Origin of the sequence: Pilosibacter sp. YYHA0881 (assembly GCF_051602715.1) — a bacterium.
Classification (GTDB): Bacteria; Bacillota; Clostridia; order Lachnospirales; family Lachnospiraceae; genus Alitiscatomonas; species Alitiscatomonas aceti.
In genome coordinates, this window is sequence record NZ_CP175657.1 from 3,281,463 (window position 1) to 3,304,925 (window position 23,463).

23 protein-coding genes are annotated in these 23,463 nt (G+C 47.9%); 10 read left to right on the forward strand and 13 right to left on the reverse strand.

The genetic code is table 11. The features are described 5' to 3' along the window. The first annotated feature begins 87 nt into the window (after positions 1–87). Positions 88–621, forward strand: coding sequence for a shikimate kinase (locus ACI6NM_RS15440; RefSeq protein ID WP_262427197.1), 534 nt, complete (start codon positions 88–90; stop codon positions 619–621). Beyond that, entirely contained in the window at positions 608–1,576 is a 969-nt protein-coding gene (locus ACI6NM_RS15445; RefSeq protein ID WP_262427196.1) for a LysR family transcriptional regulator, read from the forward strand. The genes ACI6NM_RS15440 and ACI6NM_RS15445 overlap by 14 nt, the downstream gene beginning before the upstream one ends. 48 nt (positions 1,577–1,624) lie before the next feature. On the opposite strand, the gene ACI6NM_RS15450 is transcribed toward ACI6NM_RS15445, so the two are convergent. Then, positions 1,625–2,413, reverse strand: a complete 789-nt coding sequence (locus ACI6NM_RS15450; RefSeq protein WP_158358453.1) for a LytTR family transcriptional regulator — start codon at positions 2,411–2,413, stop codon at positions 1,625–1,627. A 206-nt stretch (positions 2,414–2,619) separates the two neighbouring features. On the opposite strand from ACI6NM_RS15450, the gene ACI6NM_RS15455 reads away from it, so the two are divergent. The 6 genes from ACI6NM_RS15455 (at position 2,620) to ACI6NM_RS15480 (ending at position 7,868) form a co-directional block, all read left to right on the forward strand. Next, complete coding sequence (locus ACI6NM_RS15455; protein ID WP_262427195.1) at positions 2,620–3,831, forward strand: pyridoxal phosphate-dependent aminotransferase; 1,212 nt, start codon at positions 2,620–2,622, stop codon at positions 3,829–3,831. Between the two features lie 17 nt (positions 3,832–3,848). Beyond that, a complete protein-coding gene (locus ACI6NM_RS15460) occupies positions 3,849–4,283 on the forward strand; it encodes a RidA family protein (protein WP_262427194.1) in 435 nt (144 codons plus the stop codon). 129 nt (positions 4,284–4,412) lie between these two features. Beyond that, complete coding sequence (locus tag ACI6NM_RS15465; protein WP_262427193.1) at positions 4,413–5,579, forward strand: CapA family protein; 1,167 nt, start codon at positions 4,413–4,415, stop codon at positions 5,577–5,579. Positions 5,580–5,630: 51 nt separating this feature from the next. Continuing rightward, the gene (locus tag ACI6NM_RS15470; RefSeq protein WP_158358456.1) at positions 5,631–6,563 is read left to right on the forward strand and encodes a DMT family transporter; all 933 of its coding nucleotides are present in this window, start codon (positions 5,631–5,633) and stop codon (positions 6,561–6,563) included. A 194-nt stretch (positions 6,564–6,757) separates the two neighbouring features. After that, a complete protein-coding gene (locus ACI6NM_RS15475) occupies positions 6,758–7,081 on the forward strand; it encodes a hypothetical protein (RefSeq protein WP_262427192.1) in 324 nt (107 codons plus the stop codon). Between the two features lie 214 nt (positions 7,082–7,295). Next, positions 7,296–7,868 carry a DUF1016 N-terminal domain-containing protein gene (locus tag ACI6NM_RS15480; RefSeq protein ID WP_262427191.1) on the forward strand — a complete coding sequence of 191 codons (573 nt, stop codon included), beginning with the start codon at positions 7,296–7,298 and terminating at the stop codon, positions 7,866–7,868. Positions 7,869–8,101: 233 nt separating this feature from the next. Here the strand turns inward: ACI6NM_RS15480 and ACI6NM_RS15485 are convergent, their stop codons facing one another. The 12 genes from ACI6NM_RS15485 to ACI6NM_RS15540 all read right to left on the reverse strand — a co-directional run bounded on the left by ACI6NM_RS15485 (position 8,102) and on the right by ACI6NM_RS15540 (position 21,954). Then, the gene (locus ACI6NM_RS15485; RefSeq protein ID WP_262427190.1) at positions 8,102–8,803 is read right to left on the reverse strand and encodes a response regulator; all 702 of its coding nucleotides are present in this window, start codon (positions 8,801–8,803) and stop codon (positions 8,102–8,104) included. Next, positions 8,796–11,480 (reverse strand): ATP-binding protein, encoded by a 2,685-nt coding sequence (locus ACI6NM_RS15490; RefSeq protein ID WP_262427285.1) that lies wholly within the window; start codon positions 11,478–11,480, stop codon positions 8,796–8,798. The genes ACI6NM_RS15485 and ACI6NM_RS15490 overlap by 8 nt, the downstream gene beginning before the upstream one ends. A 150-nt stretch (positions 11,481–11,630) precedes the next feature. Continuing rightward, positions 11,631–12,146 (reverse strand): LysR substrate-binding domain-containing protein, encoded by a 516-nt coding sequence (locus ACI6NM_RS15495; protein WP_156352475.1) that lies wholly within the window; start codon positions 12,144–12,146, stop codon positions 11,631–11,633. Positions 12,147–12,303: 157 nt separating this feature from the next. Next, positions 12,304–12,435, reverse strand: a complete 132-nt coding sequence (locus tag ACI6NM_RS15500; RefSeq protein ID WP_262427189.1) for a hypothetical protein — start codon at positions 12,433–12,435, stop codon at positions 12,304–12,306. Between the two features lie 17 nt (positions 12,436–12,452). Continuing rightward, positions 12,453–13,112, reverse strand: a complete 660-nt coding sequence (gene kdpC, locus ACI6NM_RS15505; protein WP_262427188.1) for a potassium-transporting ATPase subunit KdpC — start codon at positions 13,110–13,112, stop codon at positions 12,453–12,455. Positions 13,113–13,129: 17 nt separating this feature from the next. Continuing rightward, complete coding sequence (gene kdpB / locus ACI6NM_RS15510) at positions 13,130–15,184, reverse strand: potassium-transporting ATPase subunit KdpB (protein ID WP_262427187.1); 2,055 nt, start codon at positions 15,182–15,184, stop codon at positions 13,130–13,132. Positions 15,185–15,199: 15 nt separating this feature from the next. Beyond that, the gene (locus tag ACI6NM_RS15515) at positions 15,200–16,963 is read right to left on the reverse strand and encodes a potassium-transporting ATPase subunit KdpA (RefSeq protein WP_262427186.1); all 1,764 of its coding nucleotides are present in this window, start codon (positions 16,961–16,963) and stop codon (positions 15,200–15,202) included. 21 nt (positions 16,964–16,984) lie between these two features. Continuing rightward, positions 16,985–17,065 (reverse strand): potassium-transporting ATPase subunit F, encoded by an 81-nt coding sequence (locus ACI6NM_RS15520; protein WP_156352502.1) that lies wholly within the window; start codon positions 17,063–17,065, stop codon positions 16,985–16,987. Between the two features lie 216 nt (positions 17,066–17,281). Further along, entirely contained in the window at positions 17,282–17,476 is a 195-nt protein-coding gene (locus tag ACI6NM_RS15525; protein ID WP_022116338.1) for a hypothetical protein, read from the reverse strand. A gap of 164 nt (positions 17,477–17,640) precedes the next feature. After that, on the reverse strand, positions 17,641–19,347 hold the full coding sequence (gene mobQ, locus ACI6NM_RS15530) for a MobQ family relaxase (protein WP_262427185.1): 1,707 nt from the start codon (positions 19,345–19,347) through the stop codon (positions 17,641–17,643). A gap of 364 nt (positions 19,348–19,711) precedes the next feature. Continuing rightward, positions 19,712–19,918 (reverse strand): DUF3847 domain-containing protein, encoded by a 207-nt coding sequence (locus ACI6NM_RS15535; RefSeq protein ID WP_262427184.1) that lies wholly within the window; start codon positions 19,916–19,918, stop codon positions 19,712–19,714. 92 nt (positions 19,919–20,010) lie between these two features. Continuing rightward, positions 20,011–21,954, reverse strand: coding sequence for a DUF4368 domain-containing protein (locus ACI6NM_RS15540; RefSeq protein WP_262427284.1), 1,944 nt, complete (start codon positions 21,952–21,954; stop codon positions 20,011–20,013). A gap of 255 nt (positions 21,955–22,209) precedes the next feature. Between ACI6NM_RS15540 and ACI6NM_RS15545 the strand changes: the two genes are divergently transcribed. Both ACI6NM_RS15545 and ACI6NM_RS15550 read left to right on the forward strand, forming a co-directional pair. After that, positions 22,210–23,193, forward strand: a complete 984-nt coding sequence (locus tag ACI6NM_RS15545; protein WP_002569163.1) for a DUF6017 domain-containing protein — start codon at positions 22,210–22,212, stop codon at positions 23,191–23,193. Positions 23,194–23,216: 23 nt separating this feature from the next. After that, positions 23,217–23,438, forward strand: coding sequence for a DUF5348 domain-containing protein (locus tag ACI6NM_RS15550; protein WP_002569164.1), 222 nt, complete (start codon positions 23,217–23,219; stop codon positions 23,436–23,438). Positions 23,439–23,463 lie beyond the last annotated feature (25 nt).

Consider the following 23,463-nt stretch of genomic DNA (forward strand, 5'->3'; position numbering starts at 1 on the left):
ATTGCAACGGCAGCCGATCTTTGGTATACTCATGGAAAGGATCCGCCGGGACGGCGGAAAATCATAGTGAAGGAAGAGCAGAAACAGATGAAATTGGACCAGCATATTTTTTTGATCGGCTTCATGGGCTGCGGGAAGAGCACCTGCGCGGCCTGTCTGTGCAGGATGACCGGCGCAGAGCAGATAGAGATGGATCAGGAGATCGTAAAACGCCAGGGTATGGAGATAACGGAGATCTTCCGGGTCCATGGGGAGGAGTATTTCCGGGATCTGGAGACAGATCTTATAAAGGAGATCGGGAATATGGAGCCCATGGTGGTCTCCTGCGGCGGAGGGACTGTCCTGCGGGAGGAAAACGTGGCCCTTATGAAGGCGGCCGGAAGGATCGTCCTTTTAACGGCGGAGCCGGAGACGGTCTTTGACCGGGTGAAGGGGAGTGCAGACCGGCCGGTGCTCAACGGAAATATGAACCTTTCCTATATTAAAGAGCTGATGGAAGCACGCAGGCCCAGGTATGAGGCGGCGGCGGACGCGGCTGTGGCCACAGACGGCCGGACTGCGGAGGAGATCTGTGAAGAGATCCTGGAACAGAGAAAAGAGGGATCCCATGGAGCCCGTTGAATTCCGGGATATGGAATATGTGATGGCGGTCCATGAGGAGCAGAGCTTTTCCGGAGCCGCCAGAAAGCATTTTATATCCCCGCCGGTCTTAAGCCGGGTGGTGCGGAAGGTGGAAAGAAACCTGGGGGTGACGCTCTTTGACCGCAGCTCCATCCCTTTAAAGCCCACGCCCCAGGGGCAGAAGGTGCTGGAATATTTTGAGCAGATGCAGAAGCTCCGTATGGAGCTGGAGCAGTATTGTGAGACCGCCGGACAGCAGGGCGGGCCTGGTCTGACGGTGGCGGCTCCGTCGTTTTTCTGTACCTACGGGCTGCCGCCGGTGATCGCTGCCTTTAAGGAACGGTATCCGGACTGGGAGATCCGTCTGGTGGAGGCCAATGACCGGGACCTGGTGGATTTCCTCCGGGCCGGGGTGGCGGAGCTGGGGATCTCTGCCAATGGAGATACTGCGCCGGATATGGAGTCGGAGGTGCTGAGAATGGAGAACATCATCCTGGCGGTCCCGGCAGGCTTTGCGGTGAACCGGGGACTGGAGGCGTATGCCCTGGATCCGGCCCGCGGGAACGATGTTCCGGGAGTTCCTCTGGAGCAGTTTGCCGGAGAGCGGTTTTTATTCATGAAGCCGGGAAACGATATGCGGGAGCGGGGCATGAGGCTCTGCAGGGAGGCGGGATTTTCCCCCAGGATCGTCATGGAGCTGGACCAGATGATGACCGCCTACTATCTGGCGGCTGCCGGAGAGGGAGCTGCCTTTATACGGGCCGGGCTTTTATATTATGCCGGAGGAACGGAAAAGCTGCGGTTTTACAGGATCGACAGCCGGGAAACGGTGCGGCCCATCCGGATCCTGTGGAGACAGAGGGGAGAACGGACGGCGCGGCAGAGGGGGTTTGTGGAGTTTCTGAAAAGCTGGGATGGATGGAGCGGCAGAGGGCCGAAGCCTGTCGGCTTATGATCTCCTGTCGCCTGTTATGACAGCCATAGAAGATCTGTGCAGGCGCTCTTATGGCTTGATCTGTATCCGGTCCAGGAGATCATCCCGGATCTTTGTATAATTCAGAGCCGGGATGGGGAGCACGGCCCCAGAGATCAGTTCTGCCTCAAAGCGGCGGATGGCGGTGATATACAGGGTGTTTACATAATATCCCCGGTGCAGGGGATAAAAAATATCAGGAAGCTCCCGGGCGAGATCGCTTAAAGAGCTATTGCAGGAAATGACCTGATCGGCGCAGACGAGCTCGGTCCGCTTATTCTGGCTCTGGACGTACAGGACTGTATAGGGATCGACGAAGATAGTCTGGTTTCCGCTGCGGACTGCTATGCGTTTTCCGGAATGCTGTTTTAAGATCAGACTGCGGACGAACTTCAAGGTATTCAGGTCCAGCTTCAGGGAGGGAGTTTCCCCAGCGGGCACATACTCATAGGAATTGTGGATATGGGACAGCTGGAGCCTGCCTCCGGCGTTCCGGTAAACCAGAGTGAAGCGGGTGATCACGCAGAAAGTCTTTCGCTGGTTCTGGACCAGGATCTGGCCGCAGACCAGGGCAGAAGAAGAATCCAGCGGAACGGGATGGTATTCTTCGGTCAGGATATCCAGGAGAATTCCGGAAAAATCCTTGAAACGGGCCCGGATGGCGTCTCTGCCGAATAACGCCGGTTCCCCGGTGCCCAGATAAATGCTGTCCGGGGAAAGGTATGAAAACCATTTTTCAGGTTCTCCGGAAAAATGGGCGTGGAACAGTTCTTGAGAGAGACAGACTGCCTGTTCGCAGTCGATTTTTGTTTTGGACATAAAAGACCTCCTTCGCTGGCCTTTTATTTTACCAGAGGACTGTGGCCTGCGCAAGTCCGGGAGGGCAGAGGACGCATTTTTTCCCGAGCGCCGGTCCAGGGCGGAGTCATGCGGATCCGGACATAGGCTTATGCCGGTCTCTGTATTGGACAGAGTCCGTTTCTGGTGGTATGCTGGAGAAAAGAAATGGATGGGAGGTTTGCAGAATGACGATTCAGGAAAAATTTGCCGGCCTGGGCATTGACAATGCGCCGGGACAGGAGGCACTCCAAAAAAAGGAGGCCCTGGACCTGCGGGGAGAGAAGCTTCTGGGGGCCAGAGTTGACTTTTCCCATGGGGATGTGGACGCTCATATGCCCACGCCAGGGAGCTTTGATGTTTTTAAGGAAGGCTTTGAAGAGGGCGGCAGCCAGGCGTATACGCCGTACCGGGGCAGAAAGAAGATCCTGGACCATGTGGCCGCCAGTCTTTCTGGCTTTACAGGGGCCAGCATCGATCCAGAGGAAAACCTGATCCTGACGCCGGGGACCCAGGGAGCCCTGTTCCTGGCCATGGGGGCCAATATCATGCCGGGAGACAAGGTGGCCATCGTGGAGCCGGATTATTTTGCCAACCGGAAGATGGTGGAGTTTTTCGGCGGGCAGATGGTGCCGGTGGTCCTGGAGTATGAGAACGAGGGCGGACGCGCCGGGATCCGCCTGGAATCCCTGGAGGAGGCATTTAAGGACGGCGTGAAGCTGTTCTTATTCTCCAATCCCAACAATCCGGTGGGCTGTGTCTATTCCTATGAGGAGATCACAGGGATCGCGGCTCTGGCAAAGAAATATGGAGTGACGCTGATCGTGGATGAGCTGTACTCCCGTCAGGTATATCCAGGCATTCCCTATACCCATCTGTGCGCCCAGAAGGAGATCCCGGAGAACCTGATCACGATCCTGGGGCCGTCCAAAACAGAATCCTTAAGCGGCTTCCGCCTGGGAGCGGCCTTTGGAACAGCAGAGATCATTGAACGGATGGAAAAGCTCCAGGCCATCATGGCCCTGCGGTGCAGCGGCTATAACCAGGCAGTATTCCTGACCTGGTTTCATGAGCCGGATGGGTGGCTGGAGGCCAGGGTCAGGGCTCACAAAGAGATCCGGGACGCGGTCATGGAGGTGATCCGGGATGTGCCGGGCGTTTCGGCAAAGCCCACAGAGGGCGGAAGCTATCTGTTTGTGACGATCCCGGAGCTGGATGTGTCCCTTCACCAGTTCATCCGCATCGTCCGGGAGCTGGCGGACGTGATCGTGACGCCGGGAACCGAGTTCGGCCCCCAGTATGTCCATCAGTTCCGCATCAATTTCTCACAGGATAAGGAAAAGGCGGCAGCGGCCATGAAGCGGCTGTTTGCAGTCATGGAGCGGTACAGAAAACAGTAAACAGGGAGGAAAAGACAATGGGAAAAGAAGCAAATCCGATCCCCCAGGGGAAATACGTTCCGGCTGTCCGGTTTGGAGATCTGGTATTCACGGCGGGGATGACTCCGAGAAATAACGGAGTCCTCATAAAAGAGGGGAAGGTCCTCTGTGCAGACGCCATTGAGGATTACAGGGATGCGGTGCGCCAGGCGGCAAGAAACGCCCTGACATCGGCAAAGAACCGGCTGGAGGAGGGCGAGGAGATCGCCGGGATCCTGTCAGTCACCGTTTATGTGAATGCAGAGGAGGGCTTTACAAAGCAGTCGAAGATCGCAGACCTGGCCTCGGAGTATTTCTGTGAGGAGTTAGGGGAGGCCGGAGTCGGAAGCCGCGTTGCTGTGGGGGTGGCATCCTTACCTGGAAACGCACCGGTGGAGATCTCCATTGTGGCGGGTGTGAAAAAGAACCCTTAGAAAAGAAAAATCATGGATGCAAACGGAACCGCCTGGAAAAATCGTCCGGGCGGTTTTTGTAAATGCAGGGCTGTGAAAATACTTGTGCTTTTTCTCTCTGCCAGTTACAATAAACGGAAGGAGGATGATATGGAAAAAGGAAAACGGATCCTTCTGACACTCTTATTTGTGATCCTGGCAGCCATGGGAATCATGGCCGGGACCTTTCTGGCAGGCGGAGGCTTAAAGCCGCGGCCGGGAGTGGACAGAGGAGAGAGAGAAACAGCCCAGGCGTACCCAGAGCCATCAGAGGGGCAGACAGCCGGGGCAGAGGCTGGACAGGAAATAAAGGACAGCCAGGAAATGAAGAACGGACAGGAAACAAAGACCAGCATCCGGCTGGAAACGGCGGCAGAAGAAACGGAGATGGAAACGGATGCGGACGTGCCGGAGGAAGCCGGAGGGGAGAGCGGGGAGCCGTGTACTCTTTTATTTGCCGGGGACGTTTATCTGTCGGAGCATGTGCTGGGCGCGTACAGCCGTGCCGGAAATATCACCGGAGTCCTGGACCAGGGGATCCTGAAGGAGACTCTGGGAGCGGATATTTTTATGGTAAACCAGGAGTTCCCGTTTACAGACCGGGGAACAAAGGCGGCAGATAAGCAGTTTACCTTCCGTCTGCCGCCGGAAAAGGTGTCCATACTCACGGAGATGGGCGTGGATCTTGTGACCCTGGCCAATAACCACATCCTGGATTTTGGTCCGGAGGGGATCACCGACAGTATAAAAGCCCTGGACGGGGCGGGGATCCGCCATGTGGGGGCAGGAGAAAACAGGGACCAGGCGGAGCGCCTGGAGATCCTGGAGGTCCATGGAAAACGGATCGGGTTCCTGGGGACGTCCCGGGTCTATATGTCCGCTGACTGGGCGGCGGGACCGGACCATCCCGGTGTGTTTTCCACCTATGATCCGGCCCGGGCCCTGGAGGCCATAAAGACGGCCAGAGGCCAGTGTGATTACCTGGTGGTCTACGTCCACTGGGGCGTGGAGCGGGAGACAGAGCCAAAGGATTACCAGAGGGCCATGGGCCGCCAGTATATCGACGCCGGGGCTGACCTGGTCATCGGAAGCCATCCCCATGTGCTGCAGCCGGTGGAATACTATAATGGAAAGCCCATTGTGTACAGCCTGGGGAATTTCGTGTTTGGCAGCAGTATTCCCAGCACCATTCTGTTTAAGGTGGTGCTGGACGGGGAGGAGATCCAGGTGACGGAGATCCCGTGTACCTCTTCCGGCGGATACACAAGGCTGAAATAAAAATATAGGCGTATGAAAATGCATGGAAAGCAGAAGAAGGGAGAACGGAGCATGGAACGGAAGACTATGGGAACACAGGCGGGAGTCCTGATCACGATCCTGGGGGGAGCGCTCTGGGGGCTATCGGGGGCCTGCGGACAGTATCTGTTTGAGTATAAGGGCGTGACCTCGGGGTGGCTGGTGCCGATCCGCCTGACCATGGCCGGCCTGACCATGCTGCTGTATTATATTTTTAAGGAAAGAGGAGCGGCCTTCCGGATCTGGAAAAAGGGCAGGGACGCGGCGGAGGTGATGATCTACGGGATCGCCGGTCTCATGCTCTGCCAGTATACATATTTTGTCACCATCGAGCTTTCCAATGCCGGAACGGCCACTGTGATCCAGTACCTGTCTCCGGTGCTCATCATGGTGCTGGTGTGCTTTATGGAAAAGCGGCTTCCCAGGGCAGTGGAGGTCCTGTCCCTTATCCTGGCCATATCGGGGATCTTTCTGATCGCTACCCATGGAAATGTCCATCAGATGGTGATCTCCAGGGAGGCCCTGGTCATGGGGCTTTTGTCGGCGGCCACAGTGGTCCTTTACAATATGCAGCCCCGGCGGCTCATGGCCTATTATCCCACAGCATACCTTCTGGCCTGGGGAATGACCATCGGCGGGATCGTCCTGGCCCTGGTCTTTCAGCCATGGAGATACCGCTATACCCTGGATCTCCCCTTTCTTCTGGCCCTGGGGGCCATTATCTTTCTGGGGTCCATGGCGGCCTTTACCCTGTATATGCAGGGGGTAAAGCTCATCGGCCCGGCCCGGGCCAGTCTCTACGCCTGTGTGGAGCCCATTGCGGCCACGCTGCTGTCGGCTGTGTGGCTGAAGGCGCCGTTTAAGCCCATTGATTTTCTGGGTTTTTCCATGATCATTGCCACGATCCTGATACTGGGATATGGAGATCTGAAGAAGGGGAACGGAGCTTCTGTGCAAAAACGTTAGACAGGCGGCAGGAATGCTGATATAATAAAAATTATGAACGAAACAAAGACAAGGGGTTTACATGGATGAAGAAATACCGGACAATCCATGAGCAGAGCAGAATAACCCTGCCCTTTTTAGGGGAGAGCTTTATTAAAAAGCCATCACAGTTTACGCTGCGGGTATGCGCAGTGTAACTGTGGTGGCTTTTTGCGATGAAAAATAACGATAAGGAGGAAGAGGAATATGAAAAAAAACGGCGGGGACTGCGCTCCTTAATGGCGGCAGCCCTGTGCTTCAGCCTGGTGGCCGCCCAGGCGGCGCCGACGGTATATGCGGCCAGGACGGAGGCAGGGAAGAAGCAGACACTTTGTGAGCATCATCCGGCCCATGACGAGGACTGCGGCTATACCGGGGGAAGCCAGGGGACAGCCTGCGGCCACCGGCACACGGAAGGCTGTTATAAGCTGGCGGAACACTGCATTCGTTTGCGCTTGATTCCTCACTATCCATGTGATCCAGTATCTTCTGGTCTTTAGAAAGTTTTTCCGGGCATGAATATCGGAAACACGCAGGCCATCCTCTGATCCACTGCTGGAACGCAGGATTTTTCTATATTTGGGATTTCTGCTCCCCTTCATCCAGTTTTCAAGGAAAAAATATATCATGAAAAATAATGATATGAAAGGATGAACAAGAAGCTCCTTTTGTGGTACAATATTTTAATAGCACCCACAGTGAGGAGGGTACAAAATGGATAACAATTTGCAAATAAATCAAAATGCAGAACAGACCTATCATTCTATTCGCCAGTCTATTGTATCAGCACAGCATAAGTTAAGTGCTGCGGTGAACTACGCAATGGTAATAACCTACTGGGAAATTGGGGAACAGATTTATAAAGCGTGTGGAGAAAATGACAGAGCGGCATACGGAAAAAATTTGTTGGACTATCTTTCAGCTCAATTGACTGTTGAGTTTGGAAAAGGTTTTGACAAATCAAATCTTCGTAAGATGAGGCAGTTCTACTGTACATTCCCAATTCGAGACACACTGTGTCTTGAATTGAGTTGGTCACATTACCGCCTTTTGATGCGTGTATCAGATGAACAGGCACGAACCTTTTATATGGAGGAATGTGTAAAGTCTGCGTGGAGCGTCCGACAGTTAGAACGGCAGATCAACACGATGTACTATCAGAGAATTTTAGCAAGCCAAGACAAAGCAGCTGTTTCAAAAGAAATTCAAACAACAGAACCGAAACCTAAATATGAAAAAATAATCATAGATCCTTATGAGACGAGATTTGTCAAGGTGATTTTCTGATAAAAAAACACTTTTTTTTTAGAAGGCTTTATATACAGCACCCTTTATCATAAATCTCTGTATTTACAATAAAAAAAGACCAGCGTATGGATATAATGCAATCTCAGCGCTGGTCTTCTCTAATGTTGGTCTATTTCTCACAAAGAGACACCTTAATAATTTTCAGGATGTAAAAATACTGCATTTATCCAAACAGAATGATAAATGACATTTCCGAATATACAATCAAATCTTTACTCTACCCGCAGCATTCGATAACCAACACCGATATGTGTCTGAATATATTGGGGGGACTCAGGGGTTGTTTCTATTTTCTTACGAAGAGTCGCCATAAAGACTCGAAGAGAAGCAATATCATTTTCCCAGCTGTGCCCCCATATTTTTTGTGTAATGTAGGTGTGGGTCAGAACCTTTCCTACATTTTGAGAAAGGATACACAACAGTTTATACTCGATTGGTGTCAAATGTAATTCCTGCTCATTCAAGTAAGCACATCCAGCGGCATAATCAATCCGAAGCTGTCCATTGGAAAAGACTGCTGCACCTGCCGAAGATTCGCTTTCCATCATTGCAATTCTCCGTTGGGTAACACGAAGGCGAGCCAATAGCTCCTCCACAGAAAATGGTTTTGTAAGATAATCATCTGCACCAGCATCCAAAGCATCTATCTTATCGGTATCTTCGCTCCTTGCGCTAATGACAATAATTGGCATATTAGACCATGTTCTGATTTTTTTGATCACATCCACGCCGTCTATGTCCGGTAATCCCAAATCCAAAAGTACAATATCCGGATTGTGGGAAGATGCTTCTAAAATTGCAGCCTTCCCATTGGGAGCCGTTAGATGCCGGTAATCATGTGCCTTCAATGTGGTTGTAATCAAATTTTTCACGGAAGAATCATCTTCCACAACTAAAATGAGTGGTTTATTCATGTATTTGTGCCTCCTCAGCAGGTAATGTGAATGTAAACACTGTTCCATGTGGTATGTTATCGGAAACAGAAATCGTACCGCCATGTGCATGGATAATCGATTTGCACAACGACAGTCCCAATCCTAAGCTACGCCGGCTGTCTGCAATCTTATTCGCACCACTATAAAACATATCGAACACTTTCGGTTTCAGCTCATCTGGAATTCCTTCCCCATCATCTGCTACAGTAACAATTACATGCTCGTCTTGCTTCCTTGTTTTTATCTGAATATGCGAGCCTTTTGGAGTATACTTAATGGCATTGTCTACAATATTGATAATGACCTGAACGATCAGTCTGGCGTCTATTTTAGCAAGGATAAAATCTTCTTCATGTTTTACCGTAATGCAATGCTCTACACTTTTACGATTTACATGGTGCAATGCCTCCGCAATTACTTCATCTATCAAATTTGCAGACGCACGAATATTCAGCCGCCCTTCCTCTATCCGAGTAACGGCGAGAAGATTTTCCACAAGATTAATCAACCACATGGAATCGTCGTAAATATCGGTGTATAGCTGGAGCTTGGTATCTTCGTCAAAGGATTTTCCGTTTGACAAAAGATTGCTGGCATTGCCGGAAATAGAAGTCAGGGGAGTGCGAAGGTCATGGGAAATCGCCCGTAGAAGATTTGCCCGAAGCTGTTCATTTCTGGCAAGAATTGCCGCTTCCTCTTTCTCTCTGGCGTTTTTCTCATTTTCCAGTGACATTGCACACTCACCAAGAATCGAAAGCAAAATGCTGTTCTCAAAAGCATCCAGAGGCTGTTCGCCAATGACGATTCCCACCACACCGTACACTCTGTCCATAATCCGTACAGCAAGATAAAGGCATTTTGCATCAGAAAGTGTATCTGTGGTAGCACCTGCATGTTTGTTGTTTTTCAAAACCCACTTTGCCACCCCTTTTTCATTTACAGATAGGAAGCTGTTATCCAAGACATTCCCGTCCGGTGAAAAAGTACGTGCTTCTCCAAGCAAGCCATTTTCTACAGGATAAAACACAATCCCCCTCCCAAGCAGCTTGACAAGCTGCCTTGATGTGGCGGAAATAATATCCTCCTGATTTTTTTCCTGCTGCAAAATCTGATTCGTGTCAAATAAAACCTTGGTACGATATGCAGCCTGTGCGGATTGTTTTGCATGATTCTTAAGCTGTGTGGCAAGGGAACCTGTCAGGAATGCCGCAAGGAACATGATAATAAAGGTAACAGGATATCCCTGATCGTATGCTTCCAATGAATATCTCGGAACAGTAAACAAAAAATTAAATACCAATACGCTCACAATGGAAGAAATCAGGCTGTAAATCCGGTGTGTTGTGATAACCGAAGTAAGCAGCACTCCCAGGACATACACCGTAATGATATTAGCTTCGGCAAACCCTAATTTTTGAAACAGAAACCCGATGCCGGTTGCAGCAATCAAAATACCGATACTTTTTGCAAGATCGGCTGGAGAAAATACCAGATGCCTGATTCCCTTTGCTTTTTTTGCATAGTAGGAAACAGGGGCAGAAGTTGTGTCTGGAATAATATGCACATCTAAATTGGGGGCATGGGCAATCAGCTTTTCTGTCAGTGTAGGTTTGCTGAATAAATGCTTTTTCGCAGCTACACTTCGTCCGATCACAATTTTTGATACACCGGAAAGTCTCGCAAATTCTGCAATTTGTAAGGGAATATCATCGCCATATACAGTTTCTATCTTTGCCCCTAATTGTCTGGCAAGATGCACATTATCCCGAAGTCTTTTTTTATCTTCCGCTTTCATAGCAGAAAAAGCTGGTGTTTCTACAAATAATGCCGTAAAATCACTGCGGAAAGCATTTGCCATTCTTGCGGCAGTCCGGATTAATTTTGCGTTGGAGGGAGAGGAAGAAAGACACACAAGAATATGCTCATCGGTATGATAATCACCATGACTTTTGATTCTGCTGTTTTCAGTCAGGATATTTACCCGATCTGCACAGCGGCGCAGTGCAATTTCCCGAAGGGCTGTTAAATTTTCTACAGTAAAAAAGTTATTTACTGCCCGCTTTGCCTGGGATTCCCGATAAACATTTCCCTCTTTCAACCGTTCGATCAGCTCCTGAGGTTCAATATCCACAAGCTCTACCTGATCAGCCTGATCGAAAATGGAGTCAGGGATGCGTTCACGCACAAAAACGCCGGTAATAGAAGCAACCATATCATTCAGACTTTCGATATGTTGTACATTAACTGTAGTATACACATCAATTCCGGCATATAACAGCTCTTTTATATCCTGATAGCGTTTTGCATGGCGGCTGCCGTCGGCATTTGTATGAGCCAGCTCATCTACAAGAATCAACTGCGGCTTTCTTTGAAGGGCTGCATCAATATCAAATTCCCGGAGGGTAATCCCGTTGTATGGAACACTTTTACTCGGAAGCACTTCCAGACCATGCAAAAGAGCAGCTGTTTTTGGTCGTGCATGAGGTTCGATATATCCGACAATCACATCAATTCCACGCTGCTTTGCCTCATGAGCCGCTTTCAGCATAGCATAGGTTTTCCCAACTCCGGCGGCATATCCAAAAAATATTTTCAAACGTCCTCTGGTTTTATCTCGTTCTTCCTCTTGAATCGCTTTCAAAAGTTTATCAGCCATAAGATTATTCTCACTCACAAGTTCTCACCTCTTATCATTACATTAGTTTGGCCTATATCCCATTAAGTTGCAAAAAGAATCTGAATACAGACATTAAGATTGCATAAAGATTGTACAATATAACGGTCTTTTTTTCAAACCAGCTAAATTCTAAGCGATTGCATCACAGAATTTATCATATTGCTTTAACAGTTCGACAAACTGATTTAATTCCCGTTTATATAGATCTCTTTTCCATAATACTTTTATCATAATCGGAGTTGTATCAATCGGATTAATAGGAATGTCAATTACGAATGTACTTAAAGAATTGCGCTTCAACATAATAAGTGCAGACGAGTATTCTTCCTTTTGAATTTCCTGACAATCCGCTGCAACAAATCCTAAATCAAAATTATTTTCTGTCAAGCCTTCCTGTATCTCATGTATATTTCCAGTCATGAAATATATATCGCAATCCGGATTTCTTTTAGAAAATTCTTCCAGCAAATCGGATAAAGAAGCAGCTATGGAAGAATCCTCCATAGCTATACGAAGGGCAGAGGTGTGTTCCATCACTTCCAGCCGACTGTAATTATCGTTTAAGAAATGATCTACCTTATCCATGATATAAAAACCAAAGGCAAACATTGCCATGACTGCACCTATTAAAATAATTTCTTTCATTTCTTTCCTTCTTTCGCAGCTGCAAAGACCTCAAAGCCACCTGTATTTCTTTCATTTTATCTTTATTTTTATAAAATGTGTATGAGTAAACATTGAAACGCATTAAGATTGTATAAAGGGCAGGAAAAGATTTTTCCTGCCTTTTAACTTCTCTATATTATATGACATTTCCTGCTACCTGTGAAAAAATATCAGGAGCAAAGCAGACAAGTTTTAAGATTATTACAAACATTACCGTCAATACCATTGCCATCAGTTTTAACATCAGTGAACCTACTTGTTTTAACATCTTATCCTGCCTCCTTTTCAGTTTTGAAGCAATCCCATTGCTGTACCAAGTTCAATATTCACTTTTACTACATTCACAGTTTCCTCTCCAAATACTCCTAACAGCTTACTGGTAGTATGATTCTCTATGATTTTACGCACCTGATCTTCCTCCAACCCAGAAGCAGCTACAATACGAGGAATCTGGATTTCAGCTGCCTTTGGAGAAATATGAGGGTCAAGACCGGAGCCGGAAGCCGTCAGCAAGTCAGTAGGAATATCCTCCGGCTTTACATCCGGATTTTTTTCCAGAAAAAATGCCATATCTGCTTCCACTCGTTCTACAAGCTCGGGATTAGACGGCGCATAGTTATTAGAGCCGGAACCAATTCCGGAAAATTCCGTTCCGTCCTGATAAGTTTGAGTTCCGTCCGCATTTTCTATGTATACATTGTAATGGTAAGCAGACGGTCGGCTCCACAAATAATAATCTTCTGTAAATTCCTGCCCTACATTCTCTGCTGCCACTGCCTTACCGTTTATCTCTATCAAACTGCCTTCAGCCTGATGCGGGAAAAGAATCGCAGAAAGGTCGGAAAGTAAAAGCGGAAAAAGCAGTCCGCAAACCAACATCAGCACCAGAGATACACCAAAGGCTTGCCTTATATAATGCAACATTCCTTTTATATTCTCTTTCATGAATAATCAACCTCCTATTACAGTCCCAGCAGTGCCAACAATGGGTGAATGATCATATCAATTAACTTAATACCCACAAAAGGTGTAATGACACCGCCAACACCAAAAATCATCATATTCCGCAACAGCATTTTCCCTGAAGACATGGGACGATATTTTACGCCTTTCATTGCCAGTGGGATCAGACACGGTATGATAATCGCATTGAAAATCAAAGCGGAGAGGATGGCGCTGTATGGCGTAGCCAAATGCATGATATTAAGAACCCCTAATTCAGGGATCGCCATCATAAACATCGCCGGAATAATAGCAAAATACTTTGCTATATCATTGGCAATGGAAAAGGTAGTTAAGCTTCCCCTTGTAATCAGAAGCTGCTTACCAATCTCCACGACTTCCAGAATTTTTGTAGGATCGGAATCCAAATCCACCATATTGGCAGCCTCTTTTGCCGCTGTTGTACCACTGTTCATGGCGAGTCCTACATTCGCCTGTGCCAGTGCCGGAGCATCGTTTGTACCATCTCCGGTCATAGCCACGATTTTTCCTTCAGCCTGCTCTTTCTTAATAACTTCTATCTTATCCTCCGGCTTACATTCTGCGATAAAACCATCAACACCGGCTTCCTTTGCAATAGTGGCGGCAGTCAGCGGATTATCTCCGGTACACATAATTGTCTTGATACCAATGGCTCTCAGCCGTTCAAATCGTTCCGCCATTCCCGCTTTTACCGTATCTTTCAGATAAATAACTCCTAAAATACGATTATTTTCACAGACTGTCAGGGGCGTTCCTCCAAGAGAAGAAATTTTTTCCACTTCTTCTCGTAAATTTTGGGGAATATGCCCACCCTGTTCTTTTACATAATTCTCTATTGCTTCCGCCGCACCTTTTCGGATTTTTGTTCCGTTAGGAATATCCACACCGCTCATACGGGTTTGTGCGGTAAACTCGATAAAGTTAGAACCGGGTGTTTCCGTGCTGTTGTCACCCATACGGCGAGCAAGTTCCAGCGTAGATTTTCCCTCCGGTGTGTCATCATGAAGGCAGGTCAGCGCCGCACAGCGAATCAGCTCGCTGCGGTCTGCACCTTCCACTGGGAAGAAATCGGCCGCCAGACGGTTTCCGTAGGTAATCGTACCAGTTTTATCAAGAATCATGGTATCCACATCACCGCAGGCTTCTACTGCTTTACCGGACATGGCGATTACATTGAAGCGAGTCACTCGATCCATACCTGCAATCCCGATAGCGGAAAGCAAACCGCCAATGGTCGTAGGGATCAGGCAAACAGCCAGGGCAATCAGCGTGGAAATCTGAAGCTGAACGCCGGAATATACTGCCATCGGATAAAGGGTAACAATCACAATTAAAAAGATAATCGTCAAAGAAACCAGTAAGGTATTGAGTGCAATCTCGTTGGGTGTTTTTTTTCGGGAAGCACCTTCTACCAGTGCAATCATACGGTCCAGAAAGCTGTTGCCGGGATCAGAAGTAATGCGGATTTTCAACCAGTCTGAAACCACGGTTGTACCTCCGGTAACGGAGCAAAAGTCTCCGCCGGACTCTCTGACAACCGGAGCCGATTCACCTGTAATAGCGGATTCATCCACAGAAGCGACTCCTTCGATTACCTCACCATCACCGGGGATAATTTCACCGGCAGAAACCAGAACGACATCATTCTTTTTCAGCTCGCTGGATCGGATGTCTGTTGTAGAACCGTCCGAACCGAGCAGATGCGCCGTGGTATCTTTTTGCGTCTTTTTCAGGCTTGCCGCCTGTGCCTTGCCTCGGCCTTCAGCCACAGATTCGGCGAAGTTGGCGAACAATACGGTCACAAACAACACCACGCAGACAATGATGTTATATACCCTGAGATTGCTGGTTGCTATATCGCCAAACAAACCAGGAAGGAAAGAAAGCAGCAGGGTGATAAAGCATCCTACTTCCACCACGAACATCACCGGATTTTTCATCATATATCGTGGATTCAGCTTTACAAAGGAACCGATGACCGCCTGATGGAAGATTTCCGGCGTTATCAATTTTTTTGTTTGTTTTTTACTCATATTCGTTTTGCCTCCTTACGCCCATAGTGTCAGATGCTCTGCAATCGGACCGAGAGCCAGCACCGGGAAAAATGTCAGCGCCGCAAAAATATAAACGACAACGACAAGAATAATCGGAAATGTAGCCGTATCTGTATGCAGGGAACCGACGGAGTCATTTACAAATTTTTTCTTCATAAACGAACCTGCAATCGCAAGCTGGATCACAATGGACAAATATCGTCCAAAGAACATGGCAAGACCGGTTGTAATATTCCAGAATATGGTGTTGTCTGCCAGTCCTTCAAAGCCGGAGCCATTATTGGCTGCTGATGAAGAAAATTCATAAAGCACCTGGGACAGTCCATGAAAGCCAGGATTCGTAATGCCTTCCAAACCAGCCTGTGTCCCTACCGCTAAAGCGGAAAATGCCAAAATCAAAAACGGATGGATAATGATACAAAGGGCAGTGAGCTTCATTTCACGGCCTTCAATTTTTTTACCCAGATATTCCGGTGTCCGTCCGATCATCAAGCCACAGATAAAGACTGCTAAAATTGCATACATGATCATGTTCATTAAACCGACACCTTTACCGCCGAACACCACATTGAGCATCATGTGCAAAAGTGGGATCATACCGCCCAGTGGTGTTAGGGTATCATGCATATTATTGACTGTACCGGTAGTAAAAGAGGTAGTCGTAGTTGTAAACATTGCTGATTGTGCAACGCCAAACCGAACCTCCTTGCCTTCCATACTTCCCATCGACTGAGACAATCCAGCTTCTGCCAATGCTGGATTTCCTTGAGATTCTGCCCAGAAGCAAATGCCCAGACCAATCACAAAAAGAATACTCATCGCAGCAAAAATGGTTCTGCCCTCCCTACCAAAGAAACGGGCAGTAAAACTGCGGGAATCTACGCCGCTGCGAACTGTAAAAGCTGTACTGCCTGCCTGTGCCTCACATTTGCGGTCACGAACCATTTTACCGAATGTGATTACACAAGCGCCGGGAAGCAGCATCATGGAATACAACTCAATCAGGTTGGTAAGAATCGTAGGATTTTCTATAGGTGTAGCAGAGTTTGCACCGATAAATCCGCCGCCATTGGTTCCCAAATGTTTGATAATTTCCAGAGCAGCGACCGGACCCTGTGCGATAATCTGTTTGGCACCCTCAATGGTATCTACAATCACATTGCCGCTGAAGTTCTGCGGAACACCCTGCCAGACAAGAAGCAAACCGCCAATGATGGAAAACGGAAGCAGTACACGAGTGATGATCCGGACCAGATCCGAATAAAAGTTTCCTACGTTATTTTTGCTTTTTCCAGCCAACCCACGGATAAAAGCAACACAGGCAGCATATCCGCTGGCTGCGGAAACAAACATCATAAAGGTAATGACCAGCATCTGGGAGAGATAACTCAGACCGGATTCCCCTGAATAATGCTGAAGGTTAGTATTTGTCATAAAGCTAATAATCGTATTAAACGATAAGGATTCCTCCATAGCTCCTACACCGTTGGGATTGAAAATGGGAATACTTTGAATCCTCAAAATCATATACCCCAGTAAAATCATAACTGCGTTTGTACCAAGCAAAGCCAGGGCATATTTTTTCCAATCCATCTTTTTGTGTGGGTCAATGCCGCTTATCTTATAAATCACATCATCCACACGATTCAATACCGGATCGGCAAAGGTATGTTTTCCGGCGGCAATATGATATAAATAGCTGCCTACCGGAATGACCATAATCAAATAAATGAGAATCGTCAACACAAGTTGAAGCATCGCTTTTTCCTCCTTTACATATTAGAATTTTTCCGGGTGAACCAATGCGTACACCAAATAGCCACCCATTAAGAGGACAATGCCTCCAAGTACATACATCATAAAAACAATCTCCTTCCTATTCGTTTTGATCGACCTGTTTCTGACACCAATGAATCAACAATGCAATCGATCCACAGCAAGCACCTAAAAGAAGCAGCATCCAAATATCAAGCATTTTTATTCCCTCCTCTAATCTGATTTCCCCATTATCTTAATCTCTTTCTCATAAAGTCGGTAAAAGTCTTTTTTACTTGCCATAAAGTTGCCATAAAGATGTTAGACCCAACCGAAAATAAGGGAAAGCGGCAAGGCAATCACTGTGGTGCCTGCCGCAACAGCAATCAAAGTAAAAATGGGCATCCCAATAAACAGAGCAAAAAATGCAAAATATGGATGATGAAAAGTAAAGCGTTCCGCCTTCTTCTCAAATTTGTCTTCGTATTTATGAATGGATTTTATTAAGGTTGTCATAGTCAACTCCTCCTTTTGTGCTTACAAGAGTAGCATAGAAGGAATTAAAACAGGGAAAGGGATTTTTGATTGAAATTAAGAAGAAGTAAAATTGTATTCACATAATTAGCAGATTGCTTTTTGGAAAGGGAGTACATCGTTCCAAATGCACTCCCGCTGAAATTTTATCGTTCCCAACTGTCTCGACGTTTCTTTTTGTTCTGCTTTTGCTGTGCTTGCTGTTGCTGCTTCTGACGAACGAACTCCCGCACAGATCGTACTTCCGCCTCCTCATGGAGTAGATTTGCCACATCACGCTTGCTGTCGTGCATCAGCATCGGATCGTATTTCTCGCTATAGGCAGATTTCACTTTTTCAACGGCAGAGTGTTCCTTTTCCTCACGGACAGCAAGCCGTGCTTCTATCAGCTCAGCGGCATCTATACCGACAGCCTGTTCTTTCAGCTCGGCATACTGCTTTAAGGCATCTTCCAACTCGGCAGCATATTTTTCTTCCTGCTTTGTCAGACGCTTCAAATTTTCCTCCATAGCCGCAATACTCTTTTTGACCTCAGCAATTCCGGTATCCTCACTACAATCAAATGAACTGAGGAGCATCGTCTTTTCGGATTTCAGTTCTTCCAAGTCCTCTGTCAGTTCGGCAATCTGTTTTGCCAAATCATTATGAGCAACAAACTGATAAAATGGTGTCGCTTTCTTTTCTGTAAGCAGCGTTTTCCGTTCTTTGGTCTTATTTTTAATCTGCTGTACCAGTAAGGTATAGCGCTCCAGATCGGGCTTCAGCACATTCAGTTTTTCCGATAATTTGTGTTTTCCAAAACCGGCATAGCGGATTTGATAGCGGAAAATAACCATGTTTGCCCGCAAGGACTCCATTGCTTCCGCAAGCGCAGGAATAGATACTTTGACTGCCTGCATCAGCTTTTTCACTGTCGTTTTCAATTCCCGTAGAAGGGCATTGTCTGCCTTAATCTGACGATTCAACTCACAGCGGTCAGAAACAATCCCCTTTTTCTCCAATGCTCTTGCAACCACACCCTCGTGAATGGTGGGCTGTTCGGTCAAGCCACGATCTGCATGGCTGCGGTGGTCGATACGTTCTTCGTGTCCGGCAGTCTCCAAATGGCGGTTCGTCACATCAGCCCACGCTGCTCTCCATAAAACAAGTTGTTCTTCGCTATTCCAACGCTCGGCAATGGGATTCTGCCTTCCGTATTTCGTGCTTTTGGGATATTTCGATACCCGTTCATAGCCTTTTGCTTCAGCAGCAGAAGCAGTCATATAAACCTTTTTCTTTCCAACCTTATACTGGTATTGCTTTTCCCATCCCTCTGTCTGTGCTGCCTTAAACTCATCCGCAGTAAAACCTTGTTCCTCTCCATTTTTCACACAGAGATATTCTTTCTGCGTCTTATATTGCCAGTTCCCTTTTTCATCTAACGGGCGCACTGTCAGCATAATATGGGCATGGGGATTGTGACCGGGAGGGTGTGGATCGTGAATTGCCACATCTGCACACATCCCATCAGCTACAAAGGTGCCAGAAATAAAATCGGACAGTAGCTTTTCCCACTGTGCTTCGCTCAACTCAATCGGTAGAGCAACCACAAATTCACGGGCAAGGCGACTGTCTTTTGTCTTTTCGTTTTCTTCTACGGCGTTCCAAAGCACGCCCCGTTCTTTCCATTCTGACGGAGCGAACTCTGGTAGGAATACTTCCTGCCAGACCAGTCCTTTCTTGCGAGTGTAGTCATGCTGCACCCCATCATAATCATTGAGAATTTTAGAACAACTCAGATAAGCGGAAGCTGCGACAGCACTTCTTCCTGTACCACGGCTGACTACTTTTGCTTCCAGATGATAGATTGCCATTTGTTTTCACCGTCCTTTCTTTCTGTTTCTCTTTTGAAAAGAGAAAATGGGTGTCGCCGGAAATGCGATACCTATAACTGCGTAAAAGCTGCCGGTGGCAGGTTTTCGCAGGCAGGCGGCGGGATGGGGTGGCAATATGCCACCTCATCGTTTTGCTGATAGTGCAAAATATAGAGCCGGCTGCACAGGGAATGTTCGCTTGCGACATTGCCTGCCCCCTCTGGAAAAGCGGCTGAAAGACGCTTTGTGAAGAGCGCACGAGCCCGACCAACGGGAGGGATACTACCGCCTGCTTTGCAGGTGGTGAGTAAGTGCGCCCTTCGGGAAAAAGAAAAAGCGACCGATAGCCGGTCGCTCATAAAAATCATCGTATTGGTTTGAATACTTCGCACAAAAAAACCTCCAACTGTTCCAAAGTCATCTGTGTTGTCTGCGGTAATGCTTTCTCCAAAATCGCACCTTCCTGAATCAGCCGCCGTGTCCGTGCTTTGCGCTCTTTCTGCCGGTCACGCATCTGTGCTTCTTCCAATCTATGCTTCGCCTGCAAAAGCTTCTTTTCATTTTCTGTCATAAATTTTATTCCTTTCTGCCGTATCCGGCTGAAAACGCAAAGAAGGCGGCTCATGAGATTTTATTCTCACAAGTCGCCTTCAGCGTCATTTATTATGCGGTTTTCTGTTCTTGTCCATTTTCTTTAATAGGCGGGTTATCAAGCAATACTGGTTCGTTCTCTTTTATTTGCTTCGCAGCATTGCGTTCTTTCTGCATCCTGCGGTTTGCGTTTGCTCTGCAATCATCACAGCAGTATTTTACATCTTTCCGTGTAGCGGTAAAAGTTTTTCCGCAGTTCTCACAGACACATTCCCGCTTTCGGTTTTCCGCCGCTTCCTGCCGGTAAAATTTAGTACGGCACTTCGGACTGCAAAACAGAGTATTTGACCGCTTGGATTCAAATTCTTCACCGCAGCATTTACAGATTAGCTTAAATGGCTGACCAACTGCGTGTTCACCAGCCTTGATTTTTTGGTAGCGTTCCCGACTCTTGATGCGGTGTCTGCGAAGCTGTTCCTGCCGCTTGATCTCCTCCGGTGTCAGCTCCGGTCCGGGCAGTTCAAACCGTCCGATAAATTTCAGATAAATCTCAACCTCCTGCACCCGATCCCCGTCAATCTTTTCCGGGGCGTGGACAATGATTTTTTCAATAAACTCATTGATCATCGGGGTTGTCAATTCGGAAAAGTCGGTGTACTTCTTTGCCAGTGAATGGAACTGCGCCGCACGGTCAGTATCTTCCTCAAAAGAGGACAGATGCGATTCTGCCTCCGATACAGATGTGACAAGAGCTTTCTGTTCCGCTTCGTATTCTGCAAGCAGAGTATCAAAGCGTTCATCGGTAATGCGCCCAATGGCAAAAGATTCGTAGAGCTTTTTGATAATGGTATCAAGCTCGGCAATACGCCTACGGTCTTTGTTCAACCTGCGTTTGGTATCCTTTGCGACTTCCGCCTGTCTGATTTGAGAAGCAGAACGCACCTTTTTCATAAACTCATCCTGATTGGCGATGGCAAAGGTGCTGGCTGTTCGGATGGTTTCCAAAACAAGCTCTCTGACCGCTTTTGTCCGAATATAGTGACCGCTGCAAGCATGAGTGCGCTTTTGATGTGCCAGCGTGTAGGCGGAGCAATCGTAAAAATCAGAGGGATAGGGATTGTTCTCCGTACCGCCTTTGGAACGGTGATTGGTCATTTTCGCTCCGCAGTCAGCGCAGAACAGAAGTCCAGTCAGCGGATTGGCTTCGCCAAGCGTATCGTGGCGTCTCGGTGTCTTTCGCAGTTTCTGTGCAAGCTCCCACATTTCCTTATCTACAATCGCTTCGTGGGTGTTCTCAAAAATTAGCCAGTCCTCCTGCGGATTCATAACCGGATTTTTGTCCTTGTAGGACTGCTTGTGAGAACGGAAGTTGACCGTATGCCCCATATATTCGGGCTTGGAGAGAATCTGCCCAACGATATAACCACTCCAGTTATAAGGGTTGGGAAATTCCTCTTTGCTTTTCCAAACGCCACGCCCCTGCTTTGCGGCGTAGACCGCAGGAGTTTCCACCTTATCGTCATAGAGAATACGGGCGATGTCATAAGGACCGTTTCCCTCGATGGTCAGCCGGAAAATACGGCGGACAACCGCAGCGGCTTCCTCGTCGATATACCAACTGTACTTATCTCCAGGCATTTTCTTGTAGCCATAAATGGCACAGTTGGTGGTAGGCTTGCCGGATTCGCCTTTCACACGGATTGCTGTTTTCTGCTTGCGGCTCAAATCACGAAGATACCACTCGTTCATAATGTTGAGGAACGGGGCAAACTCATTGCTGTTCTGATCGTCGCTGTCCACGCTGTTGGCAATCGCCACAAAGTGAACATGATGCTGACGGAAGAATACCTCCGTGTAAAAGCCTGTTTGCAGATAGTCACGCCCCGCCCTGCTCATATCTTTTACAATGACATGAGCAACTTTGCCTGCTTCGATGTCTGCAATAAGTTGTTTCCAGGCGGGACGCTCAAAAGCTGACGTTAGATAACGATACTTTTGAAAACACTGGAAAATCAAGGTTTTTCGAGCGACGGACAAGCAGGGTATTGTACTAAAAACTGAATACGACGCAGAAGCGGCGTTTCTTACTCTCTACATGGGAGAACAGGAACGCCGCTTTTTTATGCCCTTTGTTACGCAGTAGGGGCAGAAAAAGCCTTGCTACAAGCGATTTTGCGGGCGCGTATCTGGCGCGGCAAGGGATTTATACCTTATCCCCCGAAACCGCGCTTCTACTGCGTAACAAATCCACAGCAAAAGGAGTGATTTACTATGGCAGTTTTCAGAGTGGAACGGAACAAGGGCTACACCGTAATGAGCAACCACCACCTACGCAACAAGGAGCTTTCCTTAAAGGCAAAAGGGCTGTTGTCGCAAATGCTGTCACTCCCCGAAGATTGGGACTACACCTTGAAAGGCTTATCCCTTATCAACCGGGAGAAGATAGACGCTATCCGCGAAGCCATTAAGGAGCTTGAACGCGCCGGGTATATCGTTCGGTCAAGGGAGCGCGACGAGAAAGGACGCTTGCGGGGCGCGGACTATGTGATATTCGAGCAGCCGCAGCCGCCTACGCCGGATTTACCTACATTGGAAAATCCAACATTGGATAATCCAACGCAGGAAAAACCAACATTGGAAAAACCTACGTTGGAAAATCCAACGCAATTAAATAAAGATATACAAAGAACTGACTTACCAAAAAAAGAAAAATCAAATACAGATTTATCAAGTACCCATTCCATTCCTATCCTTTCCCCTAACCCCTCTCCTTGCAGAGAAGCGGCTACGCCGCCGGAACGGAAAGGAACGGAAGCGGCAGCACAGAGCGCAGTTGATATATACCGGGAAATCATCAAGGACAATATCGACTACCACATTCTCAAACAGGACATGAAGTTTGACGGGGACAGGCTGGACGAGATTGTAGACCTCATGCTTGAAACCGTATGCACCGCCAGAAAGCGGGTACGGATTGCGGGGGACGACTACCCGGCAGAGCTTGTGAAATCTAAGTTTATGAAACTGGACGGCGAGCATATCCGCTTTGTGCTTGACTGTATGCGGGAGAACACAACGAAAATCCGCAACATCAAGCAATATCTGAAAGCAGCCCTTTTCAACGCCCCGTCCACTATCGGCAATTATTACACTTCCCTTGTCGCCCATGACATGGCAAGCGGCGCACTGTCACCGAAGAAGCCGCAGTACGGCGACCCGGACTATTATTCATTCAAACCGGGCGAAAGCCTGTAAAACAACAAAAGGAGGATTTTATTATGGCACAGAAAATGACAGGAGCATTGGTATTTGACGAGCGCACCGACCGTTACGACATTCGCTTTGACTTAAACAGCTACTACGGGGGCTTGCATTGCGGTGAGTGCTTTGACGTATTCGTGCGGGGCAAGTGGAAGCCGACCCGGATTGAGTACGGCGACAACTGGTATCTTGTGGGTATCAGAGCCGAGGACTTGAACGGGCTGCGGGTGCGTATCTGACCGCCGCCCCATAAAGAAACGCGAA

Coding starts and splice junctions, on each gene's coding strand:
- ACI6NM_RS15470 (WP_158358456.1), top strand. CDS start 5,631: ATGGAACGGAAGACTATGGGAACACAGGCGGGAGTCCTGATCACGATC.
- ACI6NM_RS15495 (WP_156352475.1), bottom strand. CDS start 12,146: ATGAAAGAAATTATTTTAATAGGTGCAGTCATGGCAATGTTTGCCTTT.
- ACI6NM_RS15455 (WP_262427195.1), top strand. CDS start 2,620: ATGACGATTCAGGAAAAATTTGCCGGCCTGGGCATTGACAATGCGCCG.
- ACI6NM_RS15515 (WP_262427186.1), bottom strand. CDS start 16,963: ATGCTTCAACTTGTGTTGACGATTCTCATTTATTTGATTATGGTCATT.
- ACI6NM_RS15550 (WP_002569164.1), top strand. CDS start 23,217: ATGGCACAGAAAATGACAGGAGCATTGGTATTTGACGAGCGCACCGAC.
- ACI6NM_RS15475 (WP_262427192.1), top strand. CDS start 6,758: ATGAAAAATAACGATAAGGAGGAAGAGGAATATGAAAAAAAACGGCGG.
- ACI6NM_RS15535 (WP_262427184.1), bottom strand. CDS start 19,918: ATGACAGAAAATGAAAAGAAGCTTTTGCAGGCGAAGCATAGATTGGAA.
- ACI6NM_RS15460 (WP_262427194.1), top strand. CDS start 3,849: ATGGGAAAAGAAGCAAATCCGATCCCCCAGGGGAAATACGTTCCGGCT.
- ACI6NM_RS15545 (WP_002569163.1), top strand. CDS start 22,210: ATGGCAGTTTTCAGAGTGGAACGGAACAAGGGCTACACCGTAATGAGC.
- ACI6NM_RS15525 (WP_022116338.1), bottom strand. CDS start 17,476: ATGACAACCTTAATAAAATCCATTCATAAATACGAAGACAAATTTGAG.
- ACI6NM_RS15480 (WP_262427191.1), top strand. CDS start 7,296: ATGGATAACAATTTGCAAATAAATCAAAATGCAGAACAGACCTATCAT.
- kdpC (WP_262427188.1), bottom strand. CDS start 13,112: ATGAAAGAGAATATAAAAGGAATGTTGCATTATATAAGGCAAGCCTTT.
- ACI6NM_RS15450 (WP_158358453.1), bottom strand. CDS start 2,413: ATGTCCAAAACAAAAATCGACTGCGAACAGGCAGTCTGTCTCTCTCAA.
- ACI6NM_RS15490 (WP_262427285.1), bottom strand. CDS start 11,480: ATGGCTGATAAACTTTTGAAAGCGATTCAAGAGGAAGAACGAGATAAA.
- ACI6NM_RS15440 (WP_262427197.1), top strand. CDS start 88: ATGAAATTGGACCAGCATATTTTTTTGATCGGCTTCATGGGCTGCGGG.
- kdpB (WP_262427187.1), bottom strand. CDS start 15,184: ATGAGTAAAAAACAAACAAAAAAATTGATAACGCCGGAAATCTTCCAT.
- ACI6NM_RS15445 (WP_262427196.1), top strand. CDS start 608: ATGGAGCCCGTTGAATTCCGGGATATGGAATATGTGATGGCGGTCCAT.
- ACI6NM_RS15465 (WP_262427193.1), top strand. CDS start 4,413: ATGGAAAAAGGAAAACGGATCCTTCTGACACTCTTATTTGTGATCCTG.
- ACI6NM_RS15500 (WP_262427189.1), bottom strand. CDS start 12,435: ATGTTAAAACAAGTAGGTTCACTGATGTTAAAACTGATGGCAATGGTA.
- ACI6NM_RS15485 (WP_262427190.1), bottom strand. CDS start 8,803: ATGAATAAACCACTCATTTTAGTTGTGGAAGATGATTCTTCCGTGAAA.
- ACI6NM_RS15520 (WP_156352502.1), bottom strand. CDS start 17,065: ATGATGTATGTACTTGGAGGCATTGTCCTCTTAATGGGTGGCTATTTG.
- mobQ (WP_262427185.1), bottom strand. CDS start 19,347: ATGGCAATCTATCATCTGGAAGCAAAAGTAGTCAGCCGTGGTACAGGA.